We start from the raw sequence: 25,906 nt of genomic DNA on the forward strand, positions 1-25,906 counted from the left end.
TTCGAAAGGATCGCTGTCATGCGGGGCTCGGGGTTCGACAGGCGAGAAATGGCGCGGATCGTGGCGGCCGCCGTGCTGTTGGCCACGACGGCGGGTGCCGTACCCGCGCCGGTAGAGGCTGACCTGGTGATCCGCGGCGGTACCGTCTTCACCGGCGACGCGGCGCCGTTCACCGGCGACGTTGCCATCACCGGCGACCGCATCGTCGAGGTGGGACCCTATCTCAAGCTGGCGGCGAAGCGGACGATCGACGCCAAGGGCATGATCGTCGCGCCGGGTTTCATCGATCCGCATACCCATGCCAAGGCGCTCGCATCCGACGACGCCCGGGAACGGCTGGTGCTGCCGTTCCTGATGCAGGGCGTCACCACCGCCTTCATCGGCAACGACGGCGGCGGCAGCCCCGACGTCGCGGCGACGCTCGCCTGGCCGAAGACCAAGCCGGTCGGGGTCAACTACGCCACCTTCGTCGGCTTCGGGGCGGTGCGCGAGACGGTGATCGGCGAGGTCCGCCGCGCGCCGACCGCCGCCGAGCTTCGGAAGATGAAGGGGCTGGTCGCCGCGGCGATGTGCCAGGGGGCGATCGGCTTCTCGACCGGGCTGTTCTATGCGCCGCAGAGCTTCTCCACGACCAAGGAAGTGGTGGAGCTCGCCCGCGAGGCGGCGGTGCGCGGCGGCGTCTACGACAGCCATATCCGTGACGAGTCGAGCTACACCGTCGGGCTGGAAGCCGCGGTCGACGAGGCGATCACGATCGGGCGCGAGGCCGGGATGCCGGTCCACATCAGCCACATCAAGGCGCTCGGCGTCGACGTGCAGGGCAAGGCGCCCGTCATCGTCGCCAAGGTCGAGGCGGCGCGCCGGGCGGGGCAGCAGGTGACGGCCAACCAATATCCCTGGTCCGCCTCGGGCACGAGCCTGGTCGCCTCGCTGGTGCCGCTGTGGGCGCAGGACGGCGGGCGGGCGGCGCTGCTCGAGCGGTTCGACGATGCCTCGCTCAAGGACCGCCTGCTGAAGGACATGGCCGAGAACCTGCGCAGGCGCGGCGGGGCGGACAGGCTGCTCATCACCGAAGGGCGGGAGAAGGGGCATCGCCTGTCGGAGGTGGCGGCGCGGATGAAGCTCGATCCCGTCGCCGCGGCGATCGCGATCATCCGGGTGACGGACCCCGCCGTCGCCTCGTTCAACCAGAGCGAGGCCGACATCGCCGCCTTCATGCGCCAGCCCTGGGTGATGACCGGCTCCGACGCCTCGACCGGTCATCCGCGCGTCTACGGCAGCTTCGCGCGGAAATATGCGAAATATGTGCAGCAGGACCACGTCATCACGCTGCGCGAGTTCATCGAGCGCAGTTCCGCGCTGACGGCGGACACCTTCGGATTGAAGGGCAGGGGGCATCTGCGCACGGGTGCCTTCGCCGATGTCGTTGTGTTCGATCCCAAGACCTATCGCGAGCGCGCCACCTATGAGCGGCCCGAGCTGTTCGCCGAGGGCGTGCGGACGGTGGTGGTGAACGGGCGAGTGGCGGTGGATAACGGCCGGCCGACCGGCGCTGCTGCCGGGCGCGCGCTGGCGCATGTGCCGCCGAAGGGCAGTTGCTCCTGATTTCCGCTACGTCGCCCTCACCCTTCCGGCGCTTCGCGCCTCCCTCCCTCTCCCATTGGGAGAGGGAAGGGGCCCGCTCGGCGGAGCCGAGGGGGAAGGGTGAGGGTGGCCCGTTGCGGGTGCGTCCGTGATCCGCGCCTGGTTCGCCATCGCTCTGTGGAAGCGCGTGCTGGGCGGCGTCGCGCTGGGGTTGCTGCTGGCCTTTGCCTGGCCGGAGGCGGCGCCGTCGGTCGCCTTCATGGGCGAGCTGTTCGTCCGGGCGATCCGGATGCTGGTCGCGCCGATCGTGCTCGTCACCATCGCCTCGGGCATTACCACGCTCGCCGACCCCAAGCGGCTCGGGAGCCTCGGCGGGCGGACGGTCGGGCTGTTCGCGCTCACCACTTTCGTCGCGGTGTCGGTGGGGATGCTGGTCGCGAGCCTGGTGCGGCCCGGCGCCGGCGCGCCGCTCGGCACCGCCGCCGCCCATGCGCTGGGGCCGGCGGTCACGCCCTACGAGCAGCTGATCGGCATCGTCCCGCTCAACATCGTCGAGGCGTTGGCGAACGGCGACATGCTAGCGCTGATCTTCGTCGCGATCCTGACCGGGGTCGGCACCGTGCTGGCGGGGGAGGCGGGCAAGCCGTTCGCGACCTTGCTGCAGTCGCTGTCGGCGGTGCTGCTCCGGATCGTCGGGCTGGTGATGGAGGCGACCCCGTTCGGCGTGTTCGCGCTGATCGCCAATGCGGTTGCGGCCAACGGCGCCGCGGTGTTCGTCAACATCGGCTGGCTGGCGCTGGCGGTGGTGCTGGGATCGCTGATCCAGATGGCGCTCGTGCACAGCCTGATCCTGCGGCTGCTGGCGCGCCTTCCCTTGCTGCCGTTCTTCCGCGGCATCGTCGACGCGCTGGCGGTCGCCTTCTCGACCGCATCGAGCGGGGCGACGTTGCCGGTGGCGATGCGCGTCGCCGGCGACAATCTGGGCGTCGGGCGGGCGGTCTATTCGACTGTGCTGCCCTTGGGCGCCAGCATCGGCAAGGACGGGACGGCGATGTACGTCGGCCTGCTCAGCCTGTTCGCGCTCCAGGCCTTCGCGGTGCCGATGACGCCGCTCGTCTACGCGACCGTGCTGCTGACCGGCGCATTGGCGGCGTTCGGGACCGCGCCGGTACCCTCGGCTTCGCTGTTCATGCTGGCGGCGGTGCTGTCCGCGGTCGGCGTCGCGCCCGAGCAGACCGCGCTGGTGGTCGGCTTCGTGCTGCCGTTCGACCGGCTGCTCGACATGACCCGCACCGTGCCGAGCGCCAGCGCGAACCTCGTCGTGGCGACGACGGTGGCGCGCTGGGAAGGGGAATTGGATGAAGATGTCTATCGCGCGCCGAACGAACGTTAGCCTGTGCCTTGCGGTCGTGCTGGCGGCACGGCCGGCGGCGGCGGCGGACAGGCCTTCGCTGAACGAGCGCGTCGCCGCCGCGCTGCGGGCGCAGCAGGGGCCGGGCGCGCGCTTCGGCGTGATGGCGACGACGATGGACGGGCGCGAGGTCGTCGCGGTCTCGCCCGACGATCGCTTCGTGCCTGCGTCCAACACCAAGATCTATACGACGGCGGCCGTCTTCGCGAACCTGCCCGACGTGACCCGGCCCGACACCACCGGCGGCGCGTCGGTGCGGATCGAGGATGGGGACGTGATCCTCGAAGGACATGGCGACGCGCGGCTCTCCAGCACGCCCGACTGCGCGACCGACTGCCTCGCCACGCTGGCCGACGCGGTCGCGACCGGGACGAGGAGGGTCGACGACGTGATCGGCGACGACAGCGCCTTCCCCGACGAGCGCTGGAGCCCCGGCATGGGGTGGAACAACATCCAGACGCGCTCGGGGACGGCCGTCTCGGCGCTGACGATCGACGACAACGAGCTGGCGATCACGGTGAAGCCGGGCACGGCCGGGCGAGCGGCGGCGATCGAGGCGCTGCCTTACTACCGCTTCGACAATCGGGTGACGACGGTGGCCGAGGGCAGGACCGATCTTCGCCTCCATCGTTTGCCGGGGAGCCGCGAGCTGCGGCTCGACGGCACGATCGCGGCGGGCGCGGCGCCGGTGACGCTGGCGGTCGGCATCGACGATCCCGCCGAGTTCGCGGCGTGGCGGCTGCAGGCGATGCTGATCGAGCGCGGGGTCGAGGTGAAGGGCAAGGTGGAGGTGCGCCATCGGCCGCTCGTGCCCGACGATGATCCCGAGGCCCGGAACGGTGCGCCGGCCGCTCCGCCGCCGGCCGCGGCGCCGCTCGCCAAGCTGATCCCGCCGCCGCTGATCGAGGATCTCACGCACACCAACAAGGTCAGCCAGAACGTCCATGCCGAGCTGCTGCTGCGCCGCGTGTCGCGCCTCAAGGGCAGCGGCTCGATCGCGGACGGGCAGGCGGCGGTCGAGGCGATGGCGACCGCCGCCGGGGTGCCGCGCTGGGCCTATGACTTCTCCGACGGATCGGGGATGTCGACCTACAACCGCGTGACGCCGCGCGCGACCGTCACGCTGCTGCGCTGGATCGCGGGCCAGCCGTGGGGCGCGGCGTTCCGGGCGACGCTGCCGGTCGGCGGGGTCGACGGCACGCTGGCGCGGCGCTTCAAGGGCACGCCGCTCGAAGGGCGGATCGCGGCCAAGACCGGGACGCTCAACCAGGCCAATGCCATCGCCGGCTATATGACCGCCGCCAGCGGCCGGACGCTGGTGGTCGCCGTCTATGCCGGCGACATGCCAGGGGACGCCTCGGCGACCAAGGCGATCGACGCGGCGCTCGATCTGATCGCGGCGGAGAATTAGGCGTTTCGACCTCCCTCGCTTTGGGAGAGGGGAGTCAGGAACCGGCCGGTCCGCCGCCGAGCGCCCGGACCGTATCGACCGCGACCCGCAGCTGCTCGGTGCGAAGCTGGAGCAGCGCGCGCTCGGCGTCGAGTGCGGCGGTCTGGGCGGTGACGACCTCGAGATAGTCCGAGGCGCCGTCGCGGTAGCGGGTGAGCGCGAGCTCGCGGGTGCGCTCGGCCGCGGCGACCGCATCGCGCTGGTTGCGCTCCTGCGCCTGGAGCTGGCGGGCGGTGGCGAGGTCGTCTTCGACCTCGCGGAAGGCGGTCAGCACCGTTTCGCGGTAATTCGCCGCCGCCTCGTCATATTGGGCGCGCGTCAGGCGGACGTTGGCGCGACGCCGGCCGCCGTCGAAGATCGCCAGCGCGGCCGAGAGCGGCCCCAGCGCCCAGAAGCTGTTGGAGGCGCTGAGCAGGTTGCCGCCGGTCGCCTCGAACCCGCCGGCGGCGCCGAGCGTGACGCTGGGGAACAGCGCCGCGCGCGCGACGCCGATCTCGGCATTGGCGGCGGCGACGCGGCGCTCGGCGGCGGCGATGTCGGGGCGGCGCTCCAGCAGGGTCGACGGCACGCCGACCGGGATCGACGGCGGCGCGGGCTGCGCGTCGGCGACGGCGAGCGCGAAGCTCGACGGCGTCTCGCCGACCAGCGCCGCGATCGCATGTTCGTCGCGGGCGCGTTGCGCCACGACCGCGTCGAGCTCGGCCTTGGCGCTGGCGAGCTGGCTCTGCGCGCGGCTGACGTCGAGCCCGGAAGCGATGCCGCCGGAATGGCGCGTGTCGGTCAGCTCGAACGCGCGCCGGAAGGCGGCGACCGTCTCGCGCAGCAGCATGATGCGTGCGTCGAGCCCGCGCAGGTCGAAATAGGTGGCGGCGAGCTGCGCCTGGAGGCCGAGGCGGGCCGCGGCCATGTCCGCCGCGCTCGCCTCGGCGCCGGCCGTGCGCGCCCGTACCGAATTGCGGACACGGCCGAACAGGTCGAGCTCATAACTGAGTGAAGCTCCTACCTCGAAATCATTGTAAGTGGCAGCATTTCCTGGCGACAGCGGGCGGCCGGCCGAGACGCGGTTTCGCCCGGCGTCACCGCCGACATCGACCTGGGGGAAACGATCCGCCTTGGCGCCGCGGACGAGCGCCCGCGCCTGCTCGTAGCGCGCGGCGGCGGCGGCGAGGCTCGGGTTGCCGGCCTCGATCCGCTCCTCCAGCCCGCTCAGGACCGGGTCGCCGAACAGCTCCCACCAGTTCCCCGGCGCGGGCACGTCGCCGCCGGCGGGCTGCCACGGTCCGGGCTCCTTGTAGGCGGCGGCGGTGGCGACGCCGGGGCGCTCGTAGCGCGGCGCCGTCGCGCAGCCGGCGAGCATCAGGACGCCGCCCAGCAGCAGCGCCGCCCTATTTCGCGACATCGGCCTTGCCCTTGCGGGGCGCGATCGGGCGCACCGGGTCGCCCGTCTGGAGCGAGTCCGGCGGGTTGTCGATGACGCGATCGTTCGCGGAGAGGCCGGCGGTGATCTCCACCACCTTGCCCTGGTCGTGGCCGAGCGTCACGGTGCGCAGCACCGCGCGACCGTTGGGGCCGAGCAGCGCGACCTGCGTCCCCCTCTCGCCGATGATCAGCGCGCTCGGCGGCAAGGTGAGGGTGTTGCCGGCGCCGCGCAGCGGGAAGCTCGCCTGGGCATAGGCGCCGGGCTTGAGCGCGCGGTCGCCGTTCGGCGCCTGCAGCTCGACCAGCACCGTGCCCGAGCTCGGATCGATCGCGCCGGCCGTCCGCGTCAAGGTCGCGTCGAAGCTGCGGCCGGGATATTCGGGCAGGGTGAGCTTCACCGCCATGCCTGGGCGGATCTGCGCCGAATAGAGCTGGGGTACGCGCACATAGGCGCGCATCCGGCCGACGTCGGCGACGGTGAACAGCGGCGCGTCCGCGGCATTGCCGGCGGTGACGAGCGCACCGATCTGTGCCGAGCGGCTCGTCACCACGCCGTCGAACGGCGCGATCAGGCGGGTGAAGCCGGTCAGCGCCTGGAGCCGCGCGACGTTGGCGCGCGCGGCGTTGGTGACGGCGGTCTTGGCGGCGAGGTCGCCGAGCTTCTCGTCGGTCTCCTGCTTCGACACCGCGTCCTTGGCGAGCATCGTGCTCCATCGCTGCGCGGTGGTGCTCGCGAGCTGCTGGTTGGCGCGCGCGGTCTGGAGGTCGGCGCGCGCGGCGACGAGCTGCTGCTCGACCTCGGGCGCGTCGAGGATGGCGAGCAACTGGCCGCGACGCACCGTGTCGCCGAGGTCGACCAGCCAGCGGCGGACATAGCCGGTGGTGCGGGCGTAGATCGGCGCGCTGTTGAGCGCCTGGAGGTTGGCCGGCAGCGTCAGCGCGTCGCTGGCCGCGATCGGGGTTGGCCGGATCAGCGTGACGCTGGGGATCGCCTGCGCTTCGGTCCAGTTCGCCAGCGTCTCCTTCGACTGGACGCGGCTGTAGATGCCGCCGCCGACCACCGCGAGCGCGGCCAGCGCGGCGATACCGCCGGCGAGCTTCAGCCGGCTGTTATTGCCCGGCTCAGACATGGGCTTCCTCCAGATGGATCGGTTCGCCGCCCGGGGCGGCGGCCTTGCGGCGGTGCGCGAGGCTGAAGATGACGGGGACGAACATCAGCGTGGCGAAGGTGGCGACGATCAGCCCGCCGATCACCGCACGGCCGAGCGGGGCGTTCTGCTCGCCGCCCTCGCCGAAGCCCATCGCCATCGGCAACATGCCGATGATCATCGCGAGCGCGGTCATCAGCACCGGACGGAAGCGGACCAGCCCCGCCTCCAGCGCCGCCTTGGTCGCGTCGCCGAGCTCGGCGAGCCGCTCGCGCGCGAAGCTCACCACCAGGATCGAGTTGGCGGTCGCCACGCCCATGCACATGATCGCGCCGGTCAGCGCCGGCACCGACAGCGTGGTGCCGGTGGTGAACAGCATCCAGATGATCCCCGCGATCGCGCCCGGCAGCGCGGTGATGATCACGAACGGATCGAGCCAGCTCTGGAAGTTGACGACGATCAGCAGGTAGATGAGCACGATCGCGCCGATCAGGCCGAAGGCGAGGCCGGAGAAGGCGCTGTTCATCGTCTCATACTGGCCGCGCATGGTGACGGTGACGCCCTTCGGCGTCTCGGCCTTCAAGTCGTCGAGCACCTTGTTGATGTCGCCCGCGACGGCACCGAGGTCGCGGCCGTTGGGGGTCGCGAAGATGTCGATCACCGGGGCGATGTTGTAGTGCGAGACCACCGCCGAGGCGTTGCTGCGCTGGATCGTGCCGATGCCGCCGAGCACCTGGCCGCCGGCATTGCCGGCCGCTCCCGTCACCGGGATATTGGCGAGATCGCCGACCGATCCGACGCGATACTCCGGCGTCTGCGCGACCACGGCGTAGGACACGCCGTTCTCCGGGTTGAGGAAGAACACCGGCGCGGTCTGCGAGGTGCCGGCGAGCGAGCTCGCCAGGCTGGTGGTGACATCGCGTTCGGTGAGGCCGAGCTGGCCGATACGGCTGCGGTCGACGTTGACGTTGAGCTGCGGATAGCGCGACGACTGCTGGATGCGCGCGTCGGCGACGCCGGGGATCGACGCGATCCGGCGCAGGATCTTGCGGGCGAAGGCGGCGTTCGCGTTCACGTCGCGGCCGGCGATCTGGATGTCGATCGGCGCGGGCGAGCCGAAGTTCAGGATCTGGCTGGTGATGTCGGCAGGCAGGAAGGCGAACTGCGTGCCCGGAAACGCCTTGGGCAGCTCCTCGCGCAGCTTGCGGACATAATCCGCGGTCGGGGCGTGATCCTCCGTAAGCTGGATCAGGATGTCGCCGTCCTGCGGGCCGACCGTGCCCGAGTTGTTGTAGGTCGTGTTGATCGAGCTCACCGGCAGGCCGATGTTGTCGACCAGCGACACCAACTCCTCGCGCGGGATGATCGTGCGGATGCGCTGCGCGATGCGGTCGAACTGGGCCGAGGTCTCCTCGATGCGCGATCCCACCGGCGCGCGGACGTGGATCGCGATCGCGCCGGCGTCGACCGAAGGGAAGAAATTCTGCCCCAGGAACGGCACCAGCAGGAACGAGGCCGCAACCACGCCGAGGAAGCCGAGCACGAAGGGCTTCGGCACCGCCAGCGCCTTTTCGAGCAGCTCGCCATAGCCGGTGCGGACCTGCTCGAAGTGGCGCTCGAAGCCGCGCTGGAAGCGGACCAGCGGATTGCGCGAGCCGGGGGTGCCGGCCTCGTGGATGTGGCCCGGCGCGTGCGGCTTCAGGAGGTACATCGCCATCGTCGGCACCAGGGTGCGCGAGAGGACGAACGAGGCGATCATCGCGAACACCACCGCCAGCGCCAGCGGCACGAACAGGAAGCCGGCGACGCCCGGCAGGAAGAACATCGGCACGAACACGATGCAGATGCACAGCAGCGACACGAACGCCGGCGTCACGATCTGCGCTGCGCCGTCGAGGATCGCCTGGCGCACCGGCTTGCCCTGCTCGAGGTGCCAGTTGATGTTCTCGATCGTCACCGTCGCGTCGTCGACGAGGATGCCGACCGCGAGGCTGAGGCCGCCGAGCGTCATGATGTTGAGCGTGTTGCCGGTCCCCGACAGTGCCAGGATCGCCGCCAGGATCGCGAGCGGGATCGAGACGGCGATGATCACCGTCGAGCGCCACGAGCCGAGGAACAGGAGGATCATCAGCGAGGTGAGCGCGGCGGCGATCGCGCCTTCCTTGATCACGCCCTCGACCGCGGCCTTCACGAAGATCGACTGGTCGCCGATCGGCACGACCCTGAGCGCTTCCGGCAGCGTCTCCTGGATCTTGGGCAGCGCGTCCTTGATGCCCTGGACGATCGCCAGCGTCGAGGTGGCGCCGTTCTTGAGGATGGTCATCAGCACCGAGCGCGAGCCGTCGACATGGACGACGTTGGTCTGCGGCGCCGATCCGTCGCGGACATGCGCCACGTCGCGCATGTAGATGGTCGCGCCGTTCACCACCCGCACCGGCAGGTTGTTGAGCTCCTCGACCGAGCCGGGCGCATTGTTGAGCTTCACCGCATATTGGTAGCCGCCGATCTTGGCGAAGCCGGCCGGGTTGATCTGGTTCTGCGCGGCGATCGCATTGCCGACGTCCTGCGCCGACAGCCCCTTCGACTGCAGCGCCTGCGGGTCGAGGTCGATCTGGATCTGCCGCTGGCGTCCGCCGGAGGGGTAGGGGACCGCGGCGCCCGGGATGGTGACCAGCGTGGTGCGGACCTGGTTCTGCGCGAGGTCGAAGAGCTGGCCCTCCGACATGCCCTTGCCCGACAGCGCGAGCTGGAGGATCGGCACGGTCGAGGCGTTGTAGTTGAGGATCAGCGGCGGCGTGATGCCCGGCGGCAGCTGCCTGAGCACCGTCTGCGAGACCGAGGTCACCTGCGCGGTCGCGGTGCGGATGTCGGCGCCCGGCTGGAAATAGATCTTCACCACGCCGATGCCCTGCATCGACTGGCTCTCGATATGGTCGATGTCGTTGACGGTGGTGGTCAGCACGCGCTCGAACGGCGTGATGATGCGACCCGACATCTCGTCGGGCGAGAGGCCGGCGTAGTTCCAGGCGGTGGCGATCACCGGCACGCGGATGTCGGGGAAGATGTCGACCGGCGTACGGATCGCGGCGAGCACGCCCAGGATCACGATCAGGATCGCCATCACGATGAAGGTGAGCGGACGCGCGAGCGCGGTGCGGACGATCCCGATCAAGGCTGCCGACTCCGAATTCCGGCCGGGAAGCGGAGGCTCGCCCGGACCCGCAATGGGTGATGCACCAGCGGACTCCCTGGGTTCCGGCCATACGCCGGACTGGAAAACGCGCAATTGCGCAGTGCAGCATCGTCGTCCAATATTGTTTACGGCATGATCGATAGCTAACTCATATTGATATGGAGCTCAGGCACCTTCGCTATTTCCTCGCCGTCGCGGAGGAGCTGCACTTCGCACGCGCGGCGCAGCGGATCGGCATCTCGCAGCCGCCGCTCAGTCAGCAGATCGGCGCGCTGGAGCAGGAGCTGGGCGTGCGCCTGTTCGACCGGACCAGCCGCACCGTCCGACTCACCAGCGCCGGCAAGGCCTTCCTGGAGCCCGCGCGCGCGACGCTGGCGCAGGCGGACCGCGCGGCGCAGGTGGCGCGGCGCGCCTCGCGGGGGGAGCTCGGCGAGCTGGCGGTGGGCTTCAACGCCTCGGCGCCGTTCATCGCGAAGGTCGCCAACGCCATCGTCGAGTTCCGCAACCGCTATCCCGACATCCGGCTCGCGTTGACCGAGGTCCACGGCACGGCGCAGCCTGCGCTGCTGGAGGATCATTCGCTGGATGTCGTGTTCGTGCGGAACGTCGACCGGATGGCCCTGTCCCCGCGGATCACCGCCACGCTGCTGCTCGAGGAGCGCCTGTTCGTGGCGATGCGTCCGGAGCATCCGCTCGCCCGCCGCAACGAGGTCGGTTTGCGGGATCTCGCGGGCGAGCCGATGGTGCTCTACTCGCGCGAAGGCGGCAGTTGCTTCACCGACCAGCTCATGGAGCTGCTCGACCGCGCCGGCGTGGAGCCGGTGGTCGCGCAGACCGTGCGGGAGGTCTCGACGCTGTTCGGCCTCGCCGCCGCCGGGGTCGGCGTGACGGTGCTCGCCGAATCCCTCTGCGCGCTGCAGTCGGCGCGGCTCGCCTATCGCCCGCTCGCCGATCCCGCGGCGATCACGACGATGTGGCTGCTGCACCTGCCGGAGCATTCGCTGACGCTGCAATGCCGGAACTTCCTCGACATCATCCGGCAGGGCGAGGTCACCATTTGAACCTCAGCGATCCGGTGACCGTGCGCGATGCGCCGAAATAGCAGGAGTTGGAGAAGGGGCAGGCCGAGATATAGCGCTCGTCGAGCAGGTTGGCGGCGTTGAGCGCGACGCTCCATCCGCGCAGGGCATCGGTGGAGTAACCGAGGTCGTAGCCGATCATGCCGTCGACCAGCGTGAAGCTGTCGGTGGTGAAGGCCTGGAAGGTGGTGACGCCGTTGATCACCGCATATTTCGTCGACCCCGCCGAGCCGCCGACGTAACGCACGCCGCCGCCGATGCTGAGGCCGCCGATCGGGCCCATGGTGCGCTTGCCGAAATCATAGGACAGGAAGGTCGACGCCTGCCACTCGGGCGTGCCGAGCTGCCGCGTGCCCGTGGTGGTCGGGGTGCCGCTGTCGCCCGTTCGAGGCGGTATCGCCGGGGTGCCCTGGGTGATGATCGCGTCGGTGTAGCTCGCCGCGAGCACGATATCGAAGCCGGGCGTCACCTCGCCGCGTCCCTCCAGCTCGACGCCGCGCACGCGGACCTCGCCGATCTGGATCTGCGCGTTGGCCGGGATGCCGCCGGTCCCGGCACGCGGATCGGTGACCGGCACCTTCTGCCGCTTGAGCTCATAAACGGAGAGAGTGAGGAGCGCCTTGGTCCCGGAGGGCTGGAACTTGAGCCCAGCCTCGTACATCTTGCCGGTGACTGGATCGAAGGGGATGCCCTGATAGTCGCCGCCCGCCTGCGGCTCGAAGGATTCCGAATAGCTCACATAGGGCGAGAGGCCGAAGGGAAACTCGTACAGCGCCCCCAGCCGCATGGTGAAGGCGGTCTGCGACAGCCGGGTCACGGCGTTGGGAGTGCCGGTGACGATCTTCTTGTTGATCGTGTTCTGGTTGTACCAGTCCCAGCGCCCGCTCGCGATCAGCTGGAGCCGGCCGATCGCCATCTGGTCCTGCAGGTAGAGGCCGAGCTGGTCGCGCTTGCTGTAGGTGTTCACGTAGTTGGGCGAGAGGACGGTCAGGTCGAAGCTCGGCAGAGTACCGCCGTAGACCGGCGCGTAGAGGCTGAGGTTCGGAATGCTGGTGAGCGGGTTCGACGTCTGCCCGGTGTTGAACTGCTGGAAATTCTCGCCCGAGATATACTGATAGTCGATGCCGGCCAGCAGGTTGTGGCGCACCGGGCCGGTGGCGAACTTCGCGTTTAGGTGGTTGTCGAGCGTCAGCGTGTCGAAATCCTCGTCGGCACCGCCGCCGCCGCGGATGATGGTCGAGTAATCGGTGTTGCGGTTGGCGCCGGTGCCGGTCGTCGCATAGCCGGCGACGTAGAGCTGGCGATAGCTTAGCGTGTTGTTCTGGAAGCGGAAGTTCGACCGGAACGTCAGCTGATCGCTGAAATCGTGGCGGAACAGCGCGGTGATCGCCTTCTGCTTGTGGTTGTAGCGCTCATAGCCCGGATCGCCGGTGTTGATGTGCAGCGGGAGCGGCCCGTTGGGGCTGGGCAGGACGGTGCCATAGGCGGGCACGCCCGAATAGCCGCCACCCGACGGCGCGCGCTGGTAGACGGCGATGAGGGTGAGGCTGGTATCCGGTCCCGGCGCGAAGGTCAGCATCGGGCTGACGTGATAGCGTTCGCTTTCGGTGTAGCGGGTGAAGCCGTCGGTCTTCTGCCAGCCGCCGACGACGCGGAACAGCAGCTTGCCATCCGCCGTCAGCGGCTGGTTGAGATCGGCGGCGGCGCGCAGCGAATCATAGTTGCCGGCCTGCAGCTCGACCCGGCCGAACGGCGTCGCCTCCGGCGTCTTGCTCGTCAGGTTGACGAGGCCGCCCGGCGTCGAATTGCCGTAGAGCACCGAGGCCGGCCCCTTGACGATGTCGATCTGATCGATGCGGTTGAAGTCGGTCTGCGGCATCGAATAGGGCCCGGCGAGCAGGCGCATCCCGTCGAGGTAGATGCCCGGTGCGAAGCCGCGCAGCAGCAGCTGGTCGTAGCGGGTGACGGTGCCGCCGCGCTGGTTCGCCGCGACGCCGGCGACATAGCCGAGCGCCTGGTTGATCGACTGCGCGTTGCGGCGCGTCAGCTCCTCCTCGTCGATGACGGTGATCGTCTGCGGCGTCTCGATGAGCGGCGTGTCGGTCTTGGTGCCCGATCCGGTGCCCCGTTCGCGCAGGCCGGTGACCACGATCTCCTGGGGATTGGATGCATCATCCGGCTCGCCGTCGTTCGCCAGCGCGGCCGAAGACATGAGGAGCCCACCAGCGATCAATGCCGTCCGGGAAGCCTTCCAAGCCCAGCCGTGATGTCTGCGCTGCATTTGATACCCCTTTTATTGCGATTGATTCGCATTCGCCGTTAGGGGGTGCCGGCGAGTCTGGCAACGGATGATGAGCGGAGAACTTGAACCTCCCATGGAGACTGGAGCATGGGCCGAGTTGAATCGTCATTCCGGCGAAAGCCGGAATCCAGAGCCAAGCAGGGCCTTCGCTCGTGGCCCTGGATTCCGGCTTTCGCCGGAATGACGAAAGCGAAGCCGCGAGTATCCCAGGAGGCCGGGCCGTTACGCTACGTCATCACCCTCAGGCCCAACTCCTTGAGTGCCGGACAATATCCGCTTACCTCTCCTTTCGAGCCGGTTCGGTTTTCAAGGGGGATTCTTTTGCGCGATCGACTGCCTGGCAGGAGTACCGAAAGGCGGAGCGTCGAACCACGGCAGCCCGGGCCGAACCCCGGCGATCCCCACGGTCCCGCCTCGGCGAGGCACACGACCATCGCGACCGCCGACATCATGGCTGCTCGCGGCTCCAACGGCGTCGTCGGGTCGGCCGCGGGACGCGTCGCCAGGGCGATCGGCATGGACATCCTCCGGGACGCGATCGGGCCAGGGCAGAAGCTGCCTGCCGAGGAGGACCTTCTCGGGCGGTTCGCGGTTTCGAGAACCGTCCTGCGCGAGGCACTGAAAATCCTCGAAGCCAAGGGGATGGTGAAGTCCAAGACGAGGATCGGCACGATCGTCCGGGACCGCCACAGCTGGAACTTCTTCGATTCCGACGTCCTGGCCTGGAAGATCGACACCGGGCTCGATGCGGCGCTGCTGCAGACGCTGAGGGAGGCCCGTCTCGCGGTCGAGCCGTTCGCCGCCCGGCTGGCTGCGGAGCGGGCGACTCATGCGGACATGGCCGAGATGGCCGAGAGCGTGCGGCTGATGCGCGACGCGGTCGGGAACCGGCATCTGTTCGCGCAGGCGGATCTGCGGTTCCACCGGGCGGTCGCGGCGGCGTCGGGGAACTTCGTCCTTGGCTCGTTCGCAGCGGTCATCGAAACCGCGCTCGTCTGCGCCACGCTCCTGCTGCCGCTCGAGGACACGGACCTGCGGACGGAGGCGGTGAACCGGCACGAGGAGCTGCTCAAGACGATCGCACGGCGCGAGACCGAACGCGCCGCCTTGCTTATGTCGGACATGATCAATTTCGGCGCCGCGGTGGGTGAGGTGCCGCAGCCGCAATCCTAGCCGCCGCAGGCGCGAGCGGCGGCGGCTGGCGGCCGGTCCGATCCCGGCACTGTTGCTTTCAGAACAGCTTCAGCTCGATCAGACGCACGGGGCGGCCGTTCGAGGACGTCGAAGCCATCCGAATCCGGGAGGTTCGCACCTCGCGCCACTGGACATGCGTGATGCCGTTCGGTACGACGGCTGCCGTTTGCGCGATGTCGACCCAGCGGCCGGCCTGCGCGTTCCAGCTTTGCAGGCGAAGGTCGGCCGGCGCGGCGATCTGCCTGCCGTCGGCGAAGAAGGCGAGCTCCGCCCGCGACAGTGCGACCGGCCGCTCGAACTCTACCGCGAACCAGGGGCTCTTGTCGCTCGTGCCGGAGGTCCAGCCGTTCGCCATCTCGGGGAAGAACCAGATCCGCCCGTCGATGGCATCGTGGAGCGCCTCCGGATCGGGGTTGCTCGAGGCGCTCGGGCGGGGAAAGGTGCCGCGGACGAGCTGAACCGCGCGGTCGATCGGACGCGCGATGGGGGAGGGAGCGGCCCGCGCGAGGGGCACCACGATCCGCCCCAGGCTCGCGCGCCGCGCGATCTCCTTGCCGTCCGCCTCGATCCGGAGCCCCGCGCCGCGGCCGTAATGGCGCCCGTCCGCATCCCAGGTCACCGACAGGGTGCGGCCGTGATAGGGAATACCCTCGGCGCGGAACCATGACAGCCCGTCCCTGCCCGACGCCGGGATCAGCGGATTGATCTCGAGCATGTCGTCGTCGCGCGGGCGGATGCCGACCAGGCCGGTCATCACGAGGTCGATGAAGCCCGAATGGAAATAGTGGTGGCTCCGCGCCAATCCGACGATCGGCTTGCCCGTCGCAGGGTCATAGTCCTCCTCGAGGTCGAGGAGGTCGCCCTGATAGTGGAGCCTGGCATATTGCCGCAGCAGCCGCAGGAAGTCGCTCCGCGTCACCGTCGACTGCTTGTAATGGTCCAGCAGGTTGATCATGCCGGCGAGGACCTGGGTGGTCTGGAAGGGCCAGACCGGACCGTTCCACTGGCACTCGGGCGCGGTCCCCTCGTAGCGATACTGGCGCATGTAATGGGGATAGCTCGGCTCGACCGTGCGGAGCCCCGCCGGGCCCGCCAGCCGGTCGGGGTCGAGCAGGTGGCGCCACGCCGCGGCATAGCGGGGATCATCGTCCGGCAGGTCGAACGCCCACGGCACATAGCCGACGAGCTCGCGGCCGCGGATTGGCTCCCAATAGCGGACGTGCTCGTTGGACACCTTGTAGCGATCGATGAAGTGCTGGAATGCCGGGTTCCACAGGTCGCGCTGGACGCGGGCCTTGATGGCCTCGGCGCGCGCCGCATAGTCGGCCGCGGCAGCCTCGTCGCCGGCGAGCCTCGACAGCCGCGACAGCGCCCGGGCGTTGGCGAACATATAGGCGTTGATCGACGGCCGGAACGCGTCGCCGCCGCGAAACCCGTCCTTGCCGCCCGAGGCGTCGATCGAGGAGATGGTGTATTCGGTCGCGTCGAGCAGCGGCTCGATCCAGTAGAGGCCCTTGGTGAAATCGAGATGGTCGTCCCAGGCGCCGAACAGCAGGCGCATCGCGCTCAGATGGCGCAGCGCCTCGGCGCGGTCGCCGTCGACGAGGTAGCGGCTCCAGACCGCATCGGCCATGTAGTCGGAGAAATGGCGGTCGTTCCCGCCCTGGTACATATAGTCGACATAGTCGGCGGCGAACCGGCGGTCGCGCAGCCACCTGAGCTCGCCGAGGTGAAAGCCGGTCGCGTCGTTGAGGCTGGCAAAGGGCTCGCGCTGCCAGGATACGTCGTCGAGGAATTCCGTCGTGACATAACCTTGCGCGCCGATGTCGCGCTGGTGCGCGCGGACGATCTGCCAGCGATAGTAATAGACCGCGTCCAGCACGGAATCCGAGGATTCGAACAGCGGGATACGGTCCCGGTACCATTCGGCGTCGTTGCCGAACCGGGCGGTCAGCGTCGTCCCGGCCTCGCTCGCCGTTGCCGGCGCCGTCGCCGCAAGCACTACGGCGGTCAGCGCGCCGGCGAAGCTGGCGTGGCAGCGGCCTGTCATCGGTTTCCCATGTCGAGTGCCGGCCCCGAGGTACCGGCGCATCGCTGCGCCGAATACCATCGCGATCGGACGACGGGAACGCTTTGCGATCATGAGCCCTCCGGAATGCGATGCGCCTCGGCGGCAGGTCAGTCGAAGCTGTAGCGTACACCGATCGCGAAGGTCCGCGGGATCAGCACGGTGCCGAGATTGAACTGCTCGGGATTGCCAACATCGGCGAAGCGGTAATATTCCTGCTGCTTGGAGCGGGTCAGGTTCACCGCGTCGAACGTCAGGCCCAGCCGGTCGGTGAGCCTGGCGGTGAGCTGGAAATCGAGGCTCCGCTCCGGACGGCGCCACACGCCGATCGGATTGGCGAACAGCCGCGCCTCGTTCCGGGCCAGGAACTCCTTGCGGTAGACGTACGACAGGCGCGCGCCGATCGGGCCGTTGTCGTAGGCGAGCGTCGCGTTGTACGAGAGGTCCGAGACCCCAAAGAAGTCCGAGCGGTCCTGCGCGATCAGGTTACCCCCATTGTCGTAGCGCGGAATGTTCTGCGACGAATCGAGCACCGTCACGCTGCCCTGAACGCCAAGCCCGTCGAGGAAGCGCGGCAGATAGTGCGGGAAATAGGTGACGCCGATCTCCACGCCCTTCAGCACGCCGTCCGAGGCGTTGAGCGGCCGGGTGATCGCGAAATAGTCGGTCGCGCCGGCGACGATGCCGTTGTTCGGGATATATTCCAGCTGGGTGACCGGCACGACCAGTCCGTCGATTTCGCGCCGGAAGCCCGTCACGGTGATGGCGCTGTCGCGGTCGAAGAACCATTCCACCGCCACGTCGTAGTTCTTCGAATGGGTCGGCCGAAGGTTCGCGGTGCCCGCGGTGCCGCTGCCGTAGCCCACGTTGGTGAGATCTCCCGTCAGCGTGTAGTTCGGATTGATGTCGCCGAAATTCGGCCGGCGCAGCGTTTCGCCATAGTTGGCGCGGATGCGCAGGTTATCGGTAATCTCATAGCGTGCCGTGAAGCTCGGCAGGAAACGCTCCGACCCCGGCGAAGACGAGGATTCGGCGCCGTTGTCGTAGCGATCGAAGAAGCGCGCATCGGTATCGACCGTGACATAGCGCACGCCGGCCTGGAGCTTCAGCGGTCGGCCGAGGATCGACACCTCCGCGTCCGCCTGGACATAGGCGGCGAGCGTGATCTCGTCGACGTCGAAGGTCTGCGTCAGCGCAAGCTGGTCGGACGTCCTCAGGCCGTAGAGCCCGCGGACCTCATCGGCATTGTCATAGAGCCAATAGCCGTTGGCCAGCACCCAGCTGGTCGGGATGTCCGCGCGTCCGTCGAAGAAGTCCGAGTTGGTGAAGGTGGCGCCCTCCGGAAGGCTCGACAGGGGACGGCCCAGCACGCCTGCGTCCTGCGTGCGCACCGCGTTCGAAGCCTTGCGATCGTCGAAGCGGAAGCCGCCCTTGATCTGGCGGAGGAAGCCCGAATCCCAGGTGTAGTTGCCGTCGAGCGAGAAGGTGATCGCGCTGCCCTTGTCGCGTGACGCATTGTCGTAGAGCTGCGCGACGGTCCAGACCGAGGGATCGGTCAGCAGCGAGTCGTCGTTGAAGTGGTAGGAAGGGATACCGCCGCCGGCGTTGAAATCGGTGCTGATGGAATCCGCCACCCGCTCGGTGCGCATCGCGATGAACGAGGTCTTGTAGGTGCTCGTCTGATAGGCGACATCGGCGACGATGTTGCCGCGGTTGCCGAGATCCCACTTGCCGTTCAGCGCATAGACGTAGCTGTCGGTCTTGCTCCGGGTATAGTCGCCGCTGTTGAAGCCGTAGACGCTGTTCGCGACCCGCGACTTGACGATGTTGGTGCCGTCGTAGAGCGTCGGCGACTGCGGGTTCGCCCAGTAATCGACGAAGCTGAACTGGAGGCTGTTGAACGTCTCGCCGCGGAAGCCGGCGTAGAACGCCTCGGCGGTATAGACCGAACTCGAGTTCGGCGCCCATTGCAGCGCGATGTTGACCGACGGGCGCTCGCGCTTGCCGTAGAGATCGGAGCTGAATACGGCGTCGCGTGACAGATAATAGGGGGTTTCGACGCCGTTCACCACCATCGTCGACCCGGAGGCGGTCGGCAGCCCGCGGTCGAGCCCGACGTCCCATTCGCCCAATCCCGGCGCCACGACATAGTCGCCGGTGGCCGGGTCTCGGCTTGCGGGAAAGATGCGCTGCAGCGGTGCCAAGCCGGTGCCGGCGGTAGGGGTCTCCGTCGCGAACGGCACCAGCGCGCCCGCCGTCGTCGACATCGTCCGGTACTTGCTGCGGGTGTAGCTGCCGTTCACCAGGATACCGATGTCGCCGATTCCGGTCTCCCAGCGGTTGCTGACGAGCAGCGCGGCGTTCGGGTTCACCTTGTCGGCTTCCTGGTCGTAGATGCCGCGCGCCAGGGCGGAGAGCGCGAAGCCGTCGAAGTCGAACGGCCGCCGCGTCACCACGTCGACCTGGCCGGCGAGGCCGGTCTCGATCTGGTCCGCCGAACGCGTCTTGAAGACGTCGACGCGCTTGATGAGGTTCGCCGAGATGTCCTGGAGCGAGAAGGCCTGGCCGGCCGCGGTGAAGATGTTGCGGCCGTTGAGCGTGGTCAGCGCATCGGGAAGGCCGCGGATCTGTATGCCTGCCGCCTCGCCGCTCGCGCGGTCGGTCACCTGCACGCCGGTGATCCGCTGAAGCGCTTCGACCACATTATTGTCGGGCAATTTGCCGACGTCCTCGGCCACCACCGAATCGACGATCTGGGTAGACTCGCGACGGCGGTTGAGCGCGCCGACGATCGAGGCGCGCACGCCGGTGACGACGATGTCCTGCTGCTGGGGATCGCCCGCGTCGTCGGCCGTCGTGCCGGCGGCGGGCTGATCCTGCGCCGCATCGGCTTCGCTCGGCTGGGTCTGGGCGTAGGCCGGGCCGGCGACGAGCAGCGCCAATATGGATACCGACGCGAGATTGCGAGGCTTGAGTGCCATGTGTTCTCCCCTCCCTAGGATAATTGTCAGAGCGCTTCTCGGGGGCGCTCATTACTCATACATTATAATATGTCGAGTCACAGGCCGCCGCAAGGAGAAACGCGCGTTTCGACGTCTCTGCGGTGCGAAAGGCCGGCGGCCGGTTGGTCGGACTAAAGGAATTGCAATGACCGCATCGTCATGCCGGACTTGTTCCGGCATCCATCCCTTCGGGATGGGTGTCGGATTCCCGAATCCGCTTCGTTATGCGCGCGGCAGCGGCCCGTTGGCGACCGGCAGGCCGAAATCCGGCGTCCCGTCGGAGCGGTAGCGGATCGGCTGGATCCGTGTGTGGCGGTTGGGATCGAACAGCGGGTCGCCCACGATCTTCTCATAGTCGCGCGCGTGGTAGACCAGCATGTCGCGGCCGCGCTCGTCGACGGTGAAGCTGTTGTGCCCGGGGCCGAACACCTTGTGCTCCGGCGACGATTTGAACACCGGGACCTGCGACTTGCTCCAGGAGACGGGGTCCATGATGTCGGCGTCGTCCCGCGCCGTGAGCATCCCCATACAGTAGCGCGCGTCGGTCGCGCTCGCCGAATAGGTCATGAACAGCCGCCCGTTGCGCGCGAGCAGCGCGGGGGCTTCGTTGACCTTGAAGCCCCGGATCTCCCAGTCGAGCGTCGGTACCGACAGGCGCGCCGGCTTTGCCGCCAGCGTGAGTGGGGTCGCGAGCGGAGCGATGTAGAGGTTCGAGTTGGTGTCGATCCCCGGCTCGCGCTGTGCCCAGGCGAGATAGCGCGTGCCGCGATGGACGAAGCTGGTCGAATCGAGGTTGAAGCTGTCCCACGGCGTCTGCAGCTGGCCCAGCACCGACCATTTTCCGGTCATGGGGTCGGCGCCGTCGCAGGCGAGCGCATAGGTGCGGATGCGGAACACGTCCTCGCCGCCGCCGCTGGGCCCGGCCGCGAAATACATGATCCAGCGCCCGTCGATCAGATGCAGCTCGGGCGCCCAGATGAAGCCCGACATCGGCCCGCTGGCGAGATGGCGCCACAGCACCGCTTCCTTGGCGGTGGCAAGCCCCGCAAGCGTTCGCGAGCGGCGCAGCACCAGGCGGTCGTATTCGGGAACCGAACCGGTCATATAGTACCAGCCGTCGGTGTGGAGGAACACCTGCGCGTCCGCGCGCCGCCGCACCACCGGGTTGACGATGGCCGGCGCGGTTGCCGCCTTCGCGAGCAGCGGGGCAGTGCCCGCGGCGGCGGCGCCGGCGACGAAGCTGCGACGGGAAAGCAGGTTCATGGATCAGTCCTCCGCTTGCGGCCAGCCGTCCGCGCCCCAGCGGATCGGCGCGATCCGGAGCGTGGGGGCGCCATTGTTCTCGCGATCATAGGCGTGGTAAACGAGATAGTCTGTGCCGCGATCGTGCATCACGCCGGCATGGCCGGGGCCGCGGAAGCGCTGCTTCTCGGGCAGGTCGGCGCGGAGCAGGATCGTGCCGCCGCCGTTCATCATCGCACTGCCGTCCTTGCCCAGATAGGGGCCGGTGATCGCCTTCGAGCGGCCGACGACCGTGTAATAGGTGCTGTTCACGCCCTTGCAGCAATAGTCATAGCTGACGATCAGCCAGTAATGGCGGCCGTGCGCGATGATGAACGGCGCCTCGACCGGTGCGGGCGCGCCGGCGGGCGCCGGGCGGCGTGCGAGCGAATGGGGCTTCTCGCCGGGATGGAGCAACTTGCCGGTTTCGGGATCGAGCGCGAAGAGCTTGATCCCCGACCAGAAGCTGCCGAGCGCGAGCCAGTGGCGCCCCTCATGGTCGACGACGAAATTGGGGTCGATCGCGTTGAAGTCGTCCCTTTCGGTCGACGTCACCACCAGCCCCTCGTCGCGCCAGCCGTAGCCCGGTGCGGCGGGATCGAGCGTCGGGCTGGTGAACAGCCCGATCGCCGACCGGTTCGAGCCGAAGGTGGAGACCGAGTAGTAGAGCCGATAGCGGCCGTTCACATGGGAGATGTCGGGCGCCCACAAGTCCTTCGCGCCGGGGACCGCCTTCAGCGCCCGGTCGGGGATGCGGTCGATCAGCGGCCGGCCGGCGGTCCAGTGCACGAGGTCCCTGGACGTGCGCGAGCGGATGAAGCGGCCGCCGTCGCCGCCGGTGCTGAACACGTAATAGGTGTCGCCTTCGCGGATCAGCACCGGATCGTGCGTGGGGACGAGATCGCCCGTCAGCCGGTCGTTGAGAGTGGCCGGGCCGCCCTGCGCGCCTGCCGCAGCGGTGAGCAGGACGGCGAGGGCGCCCGCCACGATCTTCGATGGCACGGCCATGCCCCGATGCCCGTCAGCGCAGCTCGAGCATGACGACCGACTTCGCCGGCAGCGTTGCGGTCAGCTTGCCCCCGGCCAGCCGGGCATCGCCAAACCGCACCGGCGCGACGGCGGGTGCGACGCCATAGCCGTTGGTCGCGGTCATCGCCGGCGCGGTCAGCACCTGCCCGGTCACCGTCCGCGCGGAGAGGCCGGTGAGCGTCGTCGTGACGGTCGCCGTCTTGTTCGGATCGAGGTTGGCGAGGGCGACATGGACGACGCCCGCCTTATCGCGCACCGCCGAGGCGCTGACCGACGGCATCGACCATTTGCCGCGGGTGTATGCCGGCGCCTCGACCGCGATCGGCAGGACGGTGGCGTCCATGTACGGCTTGTACATCAGGAAGACCTGATAGGTCGGCGTGAGCGCGATCTTGGCGCCATCGGTCAGCACCATCGCCTGGAGCACGTTCACCATCTGCGCGATCGCGCTCATCTTCACGCGGTCGGCGTGCTTGGCGAAGATGTTGAGGTGGACGGCGGCGACCAGCGCGTCGCGCAGCGTGTTGTGCTGGCGTAGGAAGCCGGGATTGGTGCCCGGATCGGACGCATACCAGGTGCCCCATTCGTCGACGGCGAGGAAGATGCGCTTCTCGGGATCGTACTTGTCCATGATCGCCGCATGTTTGGTGACGAGCTCGTCCATGCGCAGCGCGAGGCTCATCGTCTCCGCCCAGCCGTCCTCGCCGAAGTCGCTGGAGTTGGCGCGCGGCGGCCAGCTCCCCGGCACGGTGTAATAGTGGAGCGAGAGGGCGTCGACCTGGCCCTTCGCCTCGCGGATCATCGTCTCGGTCCATTTATAGTCGTCGACGTTCGCGCCCGAGGCGATCTTGAGGATGCGCGTGCCCGCCGGCGCCTTGACGAAGGTCGCATAGCGGCGCGTCACGTCGGCGGCATATTCGGCGCGCATGTTGCCGCCGCAGCCCCACAGCTCGTTGCCGATCCCGAAATAGGGGAGAGGCCAGGGCGCCTTGCGGCCGTTGGCGGCGCGCTCGTCGGCGAGGCTGCCGGCCGGCGCGGTCATGTATTCGACCCACTCGGCCATCTCCTGCGGGCTGCCGTTGCCGACGTTGCCCGAGACATAAGGCTCGGCGCCGACCTGCTCGACCAAGTCCATGAACTCGTGGGTGCCGACCGTGTTGGGCTCGGTGACGCCGCCCCAATGGGTATTGATCTTGACCGGGCGCTTCGCCTTCGGGCCGATCCCTTCGCGCCAATGATATTCGTCGGCGAAGCAGCCGCCCGGCCAGCGGATCACCGGAACGTCGAGCCGCTTGAGCGCCGCGATCACGTCATTGCGGAAGCCGCGCGTGTTGGGGATCGGCGAATCGGGCCCGACCCACAGGCCGTCATAGATGCCCTTGCCGAGATGTTCGGCGAACTGGGTGAAGATGCGGCGATCGTAGACGGGACCGGGCGTGTCGGCGCGGACCACCGCGGTCGCGCGCGTCTGTGCCGGCGCGGTGCCGGGAACGGCGAGCGCTGCCGCCAGTGCGCCGAGCGCAGTCAAGACCCGTAGCTTCATCGCATCCTCCCTGTTTCGTCGTGACCCATGCGGCCCTGCCATGGACATCCTTTATACTCAGACATATTCGTCTTCAAAACGCAATCGCCGTTTGAAGTCGGCGGCCACGTTGGTAAGGAAAGGACCGGGAGGATAGCGATGACGGATCAAGCGCGCCCGAACGGGGTGTCGGAGCGCGATGCCGCCAACGGACGCCAGCCGCGCGGAACGGGGCGGCGGCTGCACGGCGCGATCGCGCACAAGCTCGGGATCGACATCGTCTCCGGGGTCTATGCGCCGGGCGACACGCTGTCGGGCGAGGTCGCCTTCTCCGAGGCGCTCGACGTGTCGCGTAGCGCCTATCGCGAGGCGGTGCGGGTGCTCGTCGCCAAGGGACTGGTCGAGAGCCGGCCGAAGGCGGGCACGCGCGTGCTCCCGCGCGAGCGGTGGAACCTGCTCGATCCCGACGTCCTCGCCTGGGCCTTCACCGGCGAGCCCGACATCCATTATGTCCGCTCGCTGTTCGAGCTGCGCGCGATCGTCGAGCCCGCCTGCGCGGCGCTCGCCGCCGTGCGGCGCGATCGGGCCGAGCTCAAGGCGATGAAGGAGGCGCTCGCCGGCATGAGGCGCCACACGCTCGCGACCGAGCAGGGCCGCGCCGCCGACCGCGATTTCCACAACGCGATCCTGCGTGCGACGCACAACGAGGCGCTCGTCGCCCTGTCCGCGAGCATCGGCGCCGCGGTCAACTGGACGACGCAGTTCAAGCAGCGCCTGCGCGAGCTGCCGCGCAACCCGATCCCGGATCACGCGCGCGTGTACGACGCGATCGCGGCGCAGGATGCCGATGCGGCGCGGGACGCGATGCGGGTGCTCGTCGATCTGGCGCTCGAGGACACCAGGATCTCGATGGTCCGCTGACGGCGTCGCGTCATTCAACGAGCGGCGCGGGGTTACCCTTTTCCGTCATGATTCAAGCCCTCCCCTTCAGGGAGGCGCTGAGACAAGTAGGCGACGAACCTGAATGTCGATCGGCCCTGGATCGATCTTAATTGTCCGACTTCTCGCTGCCAGAGGCTACAGCGCGCGCACCGTGACCGTCACCGCGGCAGCCTGCCCGATCGGGTTGCGCACCGGCAGCGAAAATGGCGCGGCGGCGATCTCGAACACGTCGCCCGGCTGCGTCCGGATCTCGTCGCTGAACGAGAGCGTCGCCGTGCCGAAGAAATGGACGTGGACGTCGCCGGGCCGGCGGAACAGGCCGTACTTGAAATGATGGTGCTCGAGGTTGGCGAGGCTGTGCGACATGTTCGCCTCGCCGGAGACGAACGGCTTTTCCCAGATCGTCTCGCTGTCGCGGATGATGCGGCTGGTCCCTTCGACGTGCGGCGGCAGGGCGCCGAGCAGCAGTTCGGGGCCCAGCGCCGCGGGCCGGATCTTCGAATGCGCCAGCCACAGGTAATTGCCGCGCTCGGTGACATGGTCGGAGAATTCGTTCGCGAGCGCATAGCCGAGACGGACCGGCGTGCCGTCGTCGGCGATCAGGTAGACGCCGGCGATCTCGGGCTCCTCGCCCGCGTCGAGGGCGAAGGCGGGGGAGGGCAGCGGCGCGTTTGGCGCGACCAGCTGCGAGCCGTCGCCCTTGTAGAACCATTCGGGCTGGACGCCGGGGCCGCTCGCGGGCTTCCCGCCCTCGACGCCCATCAGGAACATCTTCATCGAATCGGTCTGCTGTGCGGCGTCGGTCATCGCCCGATGCATCTTGTCGCGCCCTTCGGCGGAGCCGAGATGGGTGAGCCCGGTGCCGGTCAGGAGCAGATGGGCGGGGTCCTCATGGTCGATGGGCGCGAGGAGCTCGACCGACGCGAGGTCGAGCGCCGGTCCTTCGCCCGCCGCCTCGACCAATGCGGCGAGCGTCGTGTCCTCAGCAAGCGCCCGGCGCGCGAGGGCAAGCGTCGAGCCCGCGCCCGGCACGACGGCCGGCGCACCGCCGTCGCGGATCGCTGCCACGCCGCGCGAGCCGTCGGTAGTGCGGTACTGAATCAACGAAATCGTCATGAACTAACTCCTGGTGGTCGCGCGCGGCATGTCAGCTGAGCTGCTGGTCTTCGATCGCCCGCTCGCCGCCCGAGACGACCGGCTTCGATCCCCACAGGCCATAGAACAGGACATAGAGTTCGCACGCGGCGGTGAGGAGGAACGAGGTTTGGAGGCCATAGGCGTC

At 68.6% G+C, this 25,906-nt stretch carries 15 protein-coding genes and 1 pseudogene; 6 read left to right on the forward strand and 10 right to left on the reverse strand.

Features of this window, described 5'->3' with window-relative positions; translation table 11 throughout:
• Positions 1–18 precede the first annotated feature (18 nt).
• The 3 genes from ACMGER_RS17995 (at position 19) to dacB (ending at position 4,406) form a co-directional block, all read left to right on the forward strand.
• Positions 19–1,605: an N-acyl-D-amino-acid deacylase family protein gene (locus ACMGER_RS17995; protein WP_436813530.1), complete on the forward strand. Its 1,587-nt coding sequence runs from the start codon at positions 19–21 to the stop codon at positions 1,603–1,605.
• A gap of 127 nt (positions 1,606–1,732) precedes the next feature.
• A complete protein-coding gene (locus ACMGER_RS18000) occupies positions 1,733–2,977 on the forward strand; it encodes a dicarboxylate/amino acid:cation symporter (protein ID WP_436813531.1) in 1,245 nt (414 codons plus the stop codon).
• Complete coding sequence (dacB, locus tag ACMGER_RS18005; RefSeq protein ID WP_436813532.1) at positions 2,943–4,406, forward strand: D-alanyl-D-alanine carboxypeptidase/D-alanyl-D-alanine endopeptidase; 1,464 nt, start codon at positions 2,943–2,945, stop codon at positions 4,404–4,406. Before ACMGER_RS18000 ends, dacB begins: the two co-directional genes overlap by 35 nt.
• 34 nt (positions 4,407–4,440) lie before the next feature.
• On the opposite strand, the gene ACMGER_RS18010 is transcribed toward dacB, so the two are convergent.
• The 3 genes from ACMGER_RS18010 to ACMGER_RS18020 are packed head-to-tail and all read right to left on the reverse strand — an operon-like array spanning position 4,441 to position 10,184.
• A complete protein-coding gene (locus tag ACMGER_RS18010) occupies positions 4,441–5,844 on the reverse strand; it encodes an efflux transporter outer membrane subunit (RefSeq protein ID WP_436813533.1) in 1,404 nt (467 codons plus the stop codon).
• Positions 5,831–6,994 (reverse strand): efflux RND transporter periplasmic adaptor subunit, encoded by a 1,164-nt coding sequence (locus ACMGER_RS18015; protein ID WP_436813534.1) that lies wholly within the window; start codon positions 6,992–6,994, stop codon positions 5,831–5,833. The genes ACMGER_RS18010 and ACMGER_RS18015 overlap by 14 nt, the downstream gene beginning before the upstream one ends.
• Positions 6,987–10,184, reverse strand: coding sequence for an efflux RND transporter permease subunit (locus tag ACMGER_RS18020; protein ID WP_436813535.1), 3,198 nt, complete (start codon positions 10,182–10,184; stop codon positions 6,987–6,989). The genes ACMGER_RS18015 and ACMGER_RS18020 overlap by 8 nt, the downstream gene beginning before the upstream one ends.
• 179 nt (positions 10,185–10,363) lie before the next feature.
• Between ACMGER_RS18020 and ACMGER_RS18025 the strand changes: the two genes are divergently transcribed.
• Complete coding sequence (locus tag ACMGER_RS18025) at positions 10,364–11,266, forward strand: LysR family transcriptional regulator (protein WP_436813536.1); 903 nt, start codon at positions 10,364–10,366, stop codon at positions 11,264–11,266.
• Here the strand turns inward: ACMGER_RS18025 and ACMGER_RS18030 are convergent.
• Positions 11,256–13,496 carry a TonB-dependent siderophore receptor gene (locus tag ACMGER_RS18030; protein WP_436813537.1) on the reverse strand — a complete coding sequence of 747 codons (2,241 nt, stop codon included), beginning with the start codon at positions 13,494–13,496 and terminating at the stop codon, positions 11,256–11,258. The genes ACMGER_RS18025 and ACMGER_RS18030 overlap by 11 nt on opposite strands.
• A 177-nt stretch (positions 13,497–13,673) precedes the next feature.
• Between ACMGER_RS18030 and ACMGER_RS18035 the strand changes: the two genes are divergently transcribed.
• Positions 13,674–14,759 carry a FadR/GntR family transcriptional regulator gene (locus tag ACMGER_RS18035; RefSeq protein ID WP_436813538.1) on the forward strand — a complete coding sequence of 362 codons (1,086 nt, stop codon included), beginning with the start codon at positions 13,674–13,676 and terminating at the stop codon, positions 14,757–14,759.
• A 58-nt stretch (positions 14,760–14,817) separates the two neighbouring features.
• Here the strand turns inward: ACMGER_RS18035 and ACMGER_RS18040 are convergent, their stop codons facing one another.
• From ACMGER_RS18040 to ACMGER_RS18060, 5 genes and pseudogenes are all read right to left on the reverse strand, one after another.
• A complete protein-coding gene (locus ACMGER_RS18040) occupies positions 14,818–16,830 on the reverse strand; it encodes an MGH1-like glycoside hydrolase domain-containing protein (RefSeq protein ID WP_436813539.1) in 2,013 nt (670 codons plus the stop codon).
• A gap of 128 nt (positions 16,831–16,958) precedes the next feature.
• Positions 16,959–19,829: a TonB-dependent receptor gene (locus ACMGER_RS18045; RefSeq protein ID WP_436813540.1), complete on the reverse strand. Its 2,871-nt coding sequence runs from the start codon at positions 19,827–19,829 to the stop codon at positions 16,959–16,961.
• A 252-nt stretch (positions 19,830–20,081) separates the two neighbouring features.
• Positions 20,082–21,113 (reverse strand): annotated as a pseudogene (locus ACMGER_RS18050) (glycoside hydrolase family 43 protein); the annotation flags it as partial.
• Positions 21,114–21,116: 3 nt separating this feature from the next.
• Positions 21,117–22,139, reverse strand: a complete 1,023-nt coding sequence (locus ACMGER_RS18055) for an arabinan endo-1,5-alpha-L-arabinosidase (RefSeq protein ID WP_436813541.1) — start codon at positions 22,137–22,139, stop codon at positions 21,117–21,119.
• 13 nt (positions 22,140–22,152) lie between these two features.
• A complete protein-coding gene (locus tag ACMGER_RS18060; protein ID WP_436813542.1) occupies positions 22,153–23,703 on the reverse strand; it encodes an alpha-N-arabinofuranosidase in 1,551 nt (516 codons plus the stop codon).
• Between the two features lie 138 nt (positions 23,704–23,841).
• Between ACMGER_RS18060 and ACMGER_RS18065 the strand changes: the two genes are divergently transcribed.
• Positions 23,842–24,603: a FadR/GntR family transcriptional regulator gene (locus ACMGER_RS18065; RefSeq protein ID WP_436813543.1), complete on the forward strand. Its 762-nt coding sequence runs from the start codon at positions 23,842–23,844 to the stop codon at positions 24,601–24,603.
• A 156-nt stretch (positions 24,604–24,759) separates the two neighbouring features.
• Here the strand turns inward: ACMGER_RS18065 and araD1 are convergent, their stop codons facing one another.
• Entirely contained in the window at positions 24,760–25,740 is a 981-nt protein-coding gene (gene araD1, locus ACMGER_RS18070; protein WP_436813544.1) for an AraD1 family protein, read from the reverse strand.
• Positions 25,741–25,906 lie beyond the last annotated feature (166 nt).

The sequence above is a fragment of the Sphingomonas astragali genome (genome assembly GCF_051400615.1).
Taxonomy (GTDB): domain Bacteria; phylum Pseudomonadota; class Alphaproteobacteria; order Sphingomonadales; family Sphingomonadaceae; genus Sphingomonas.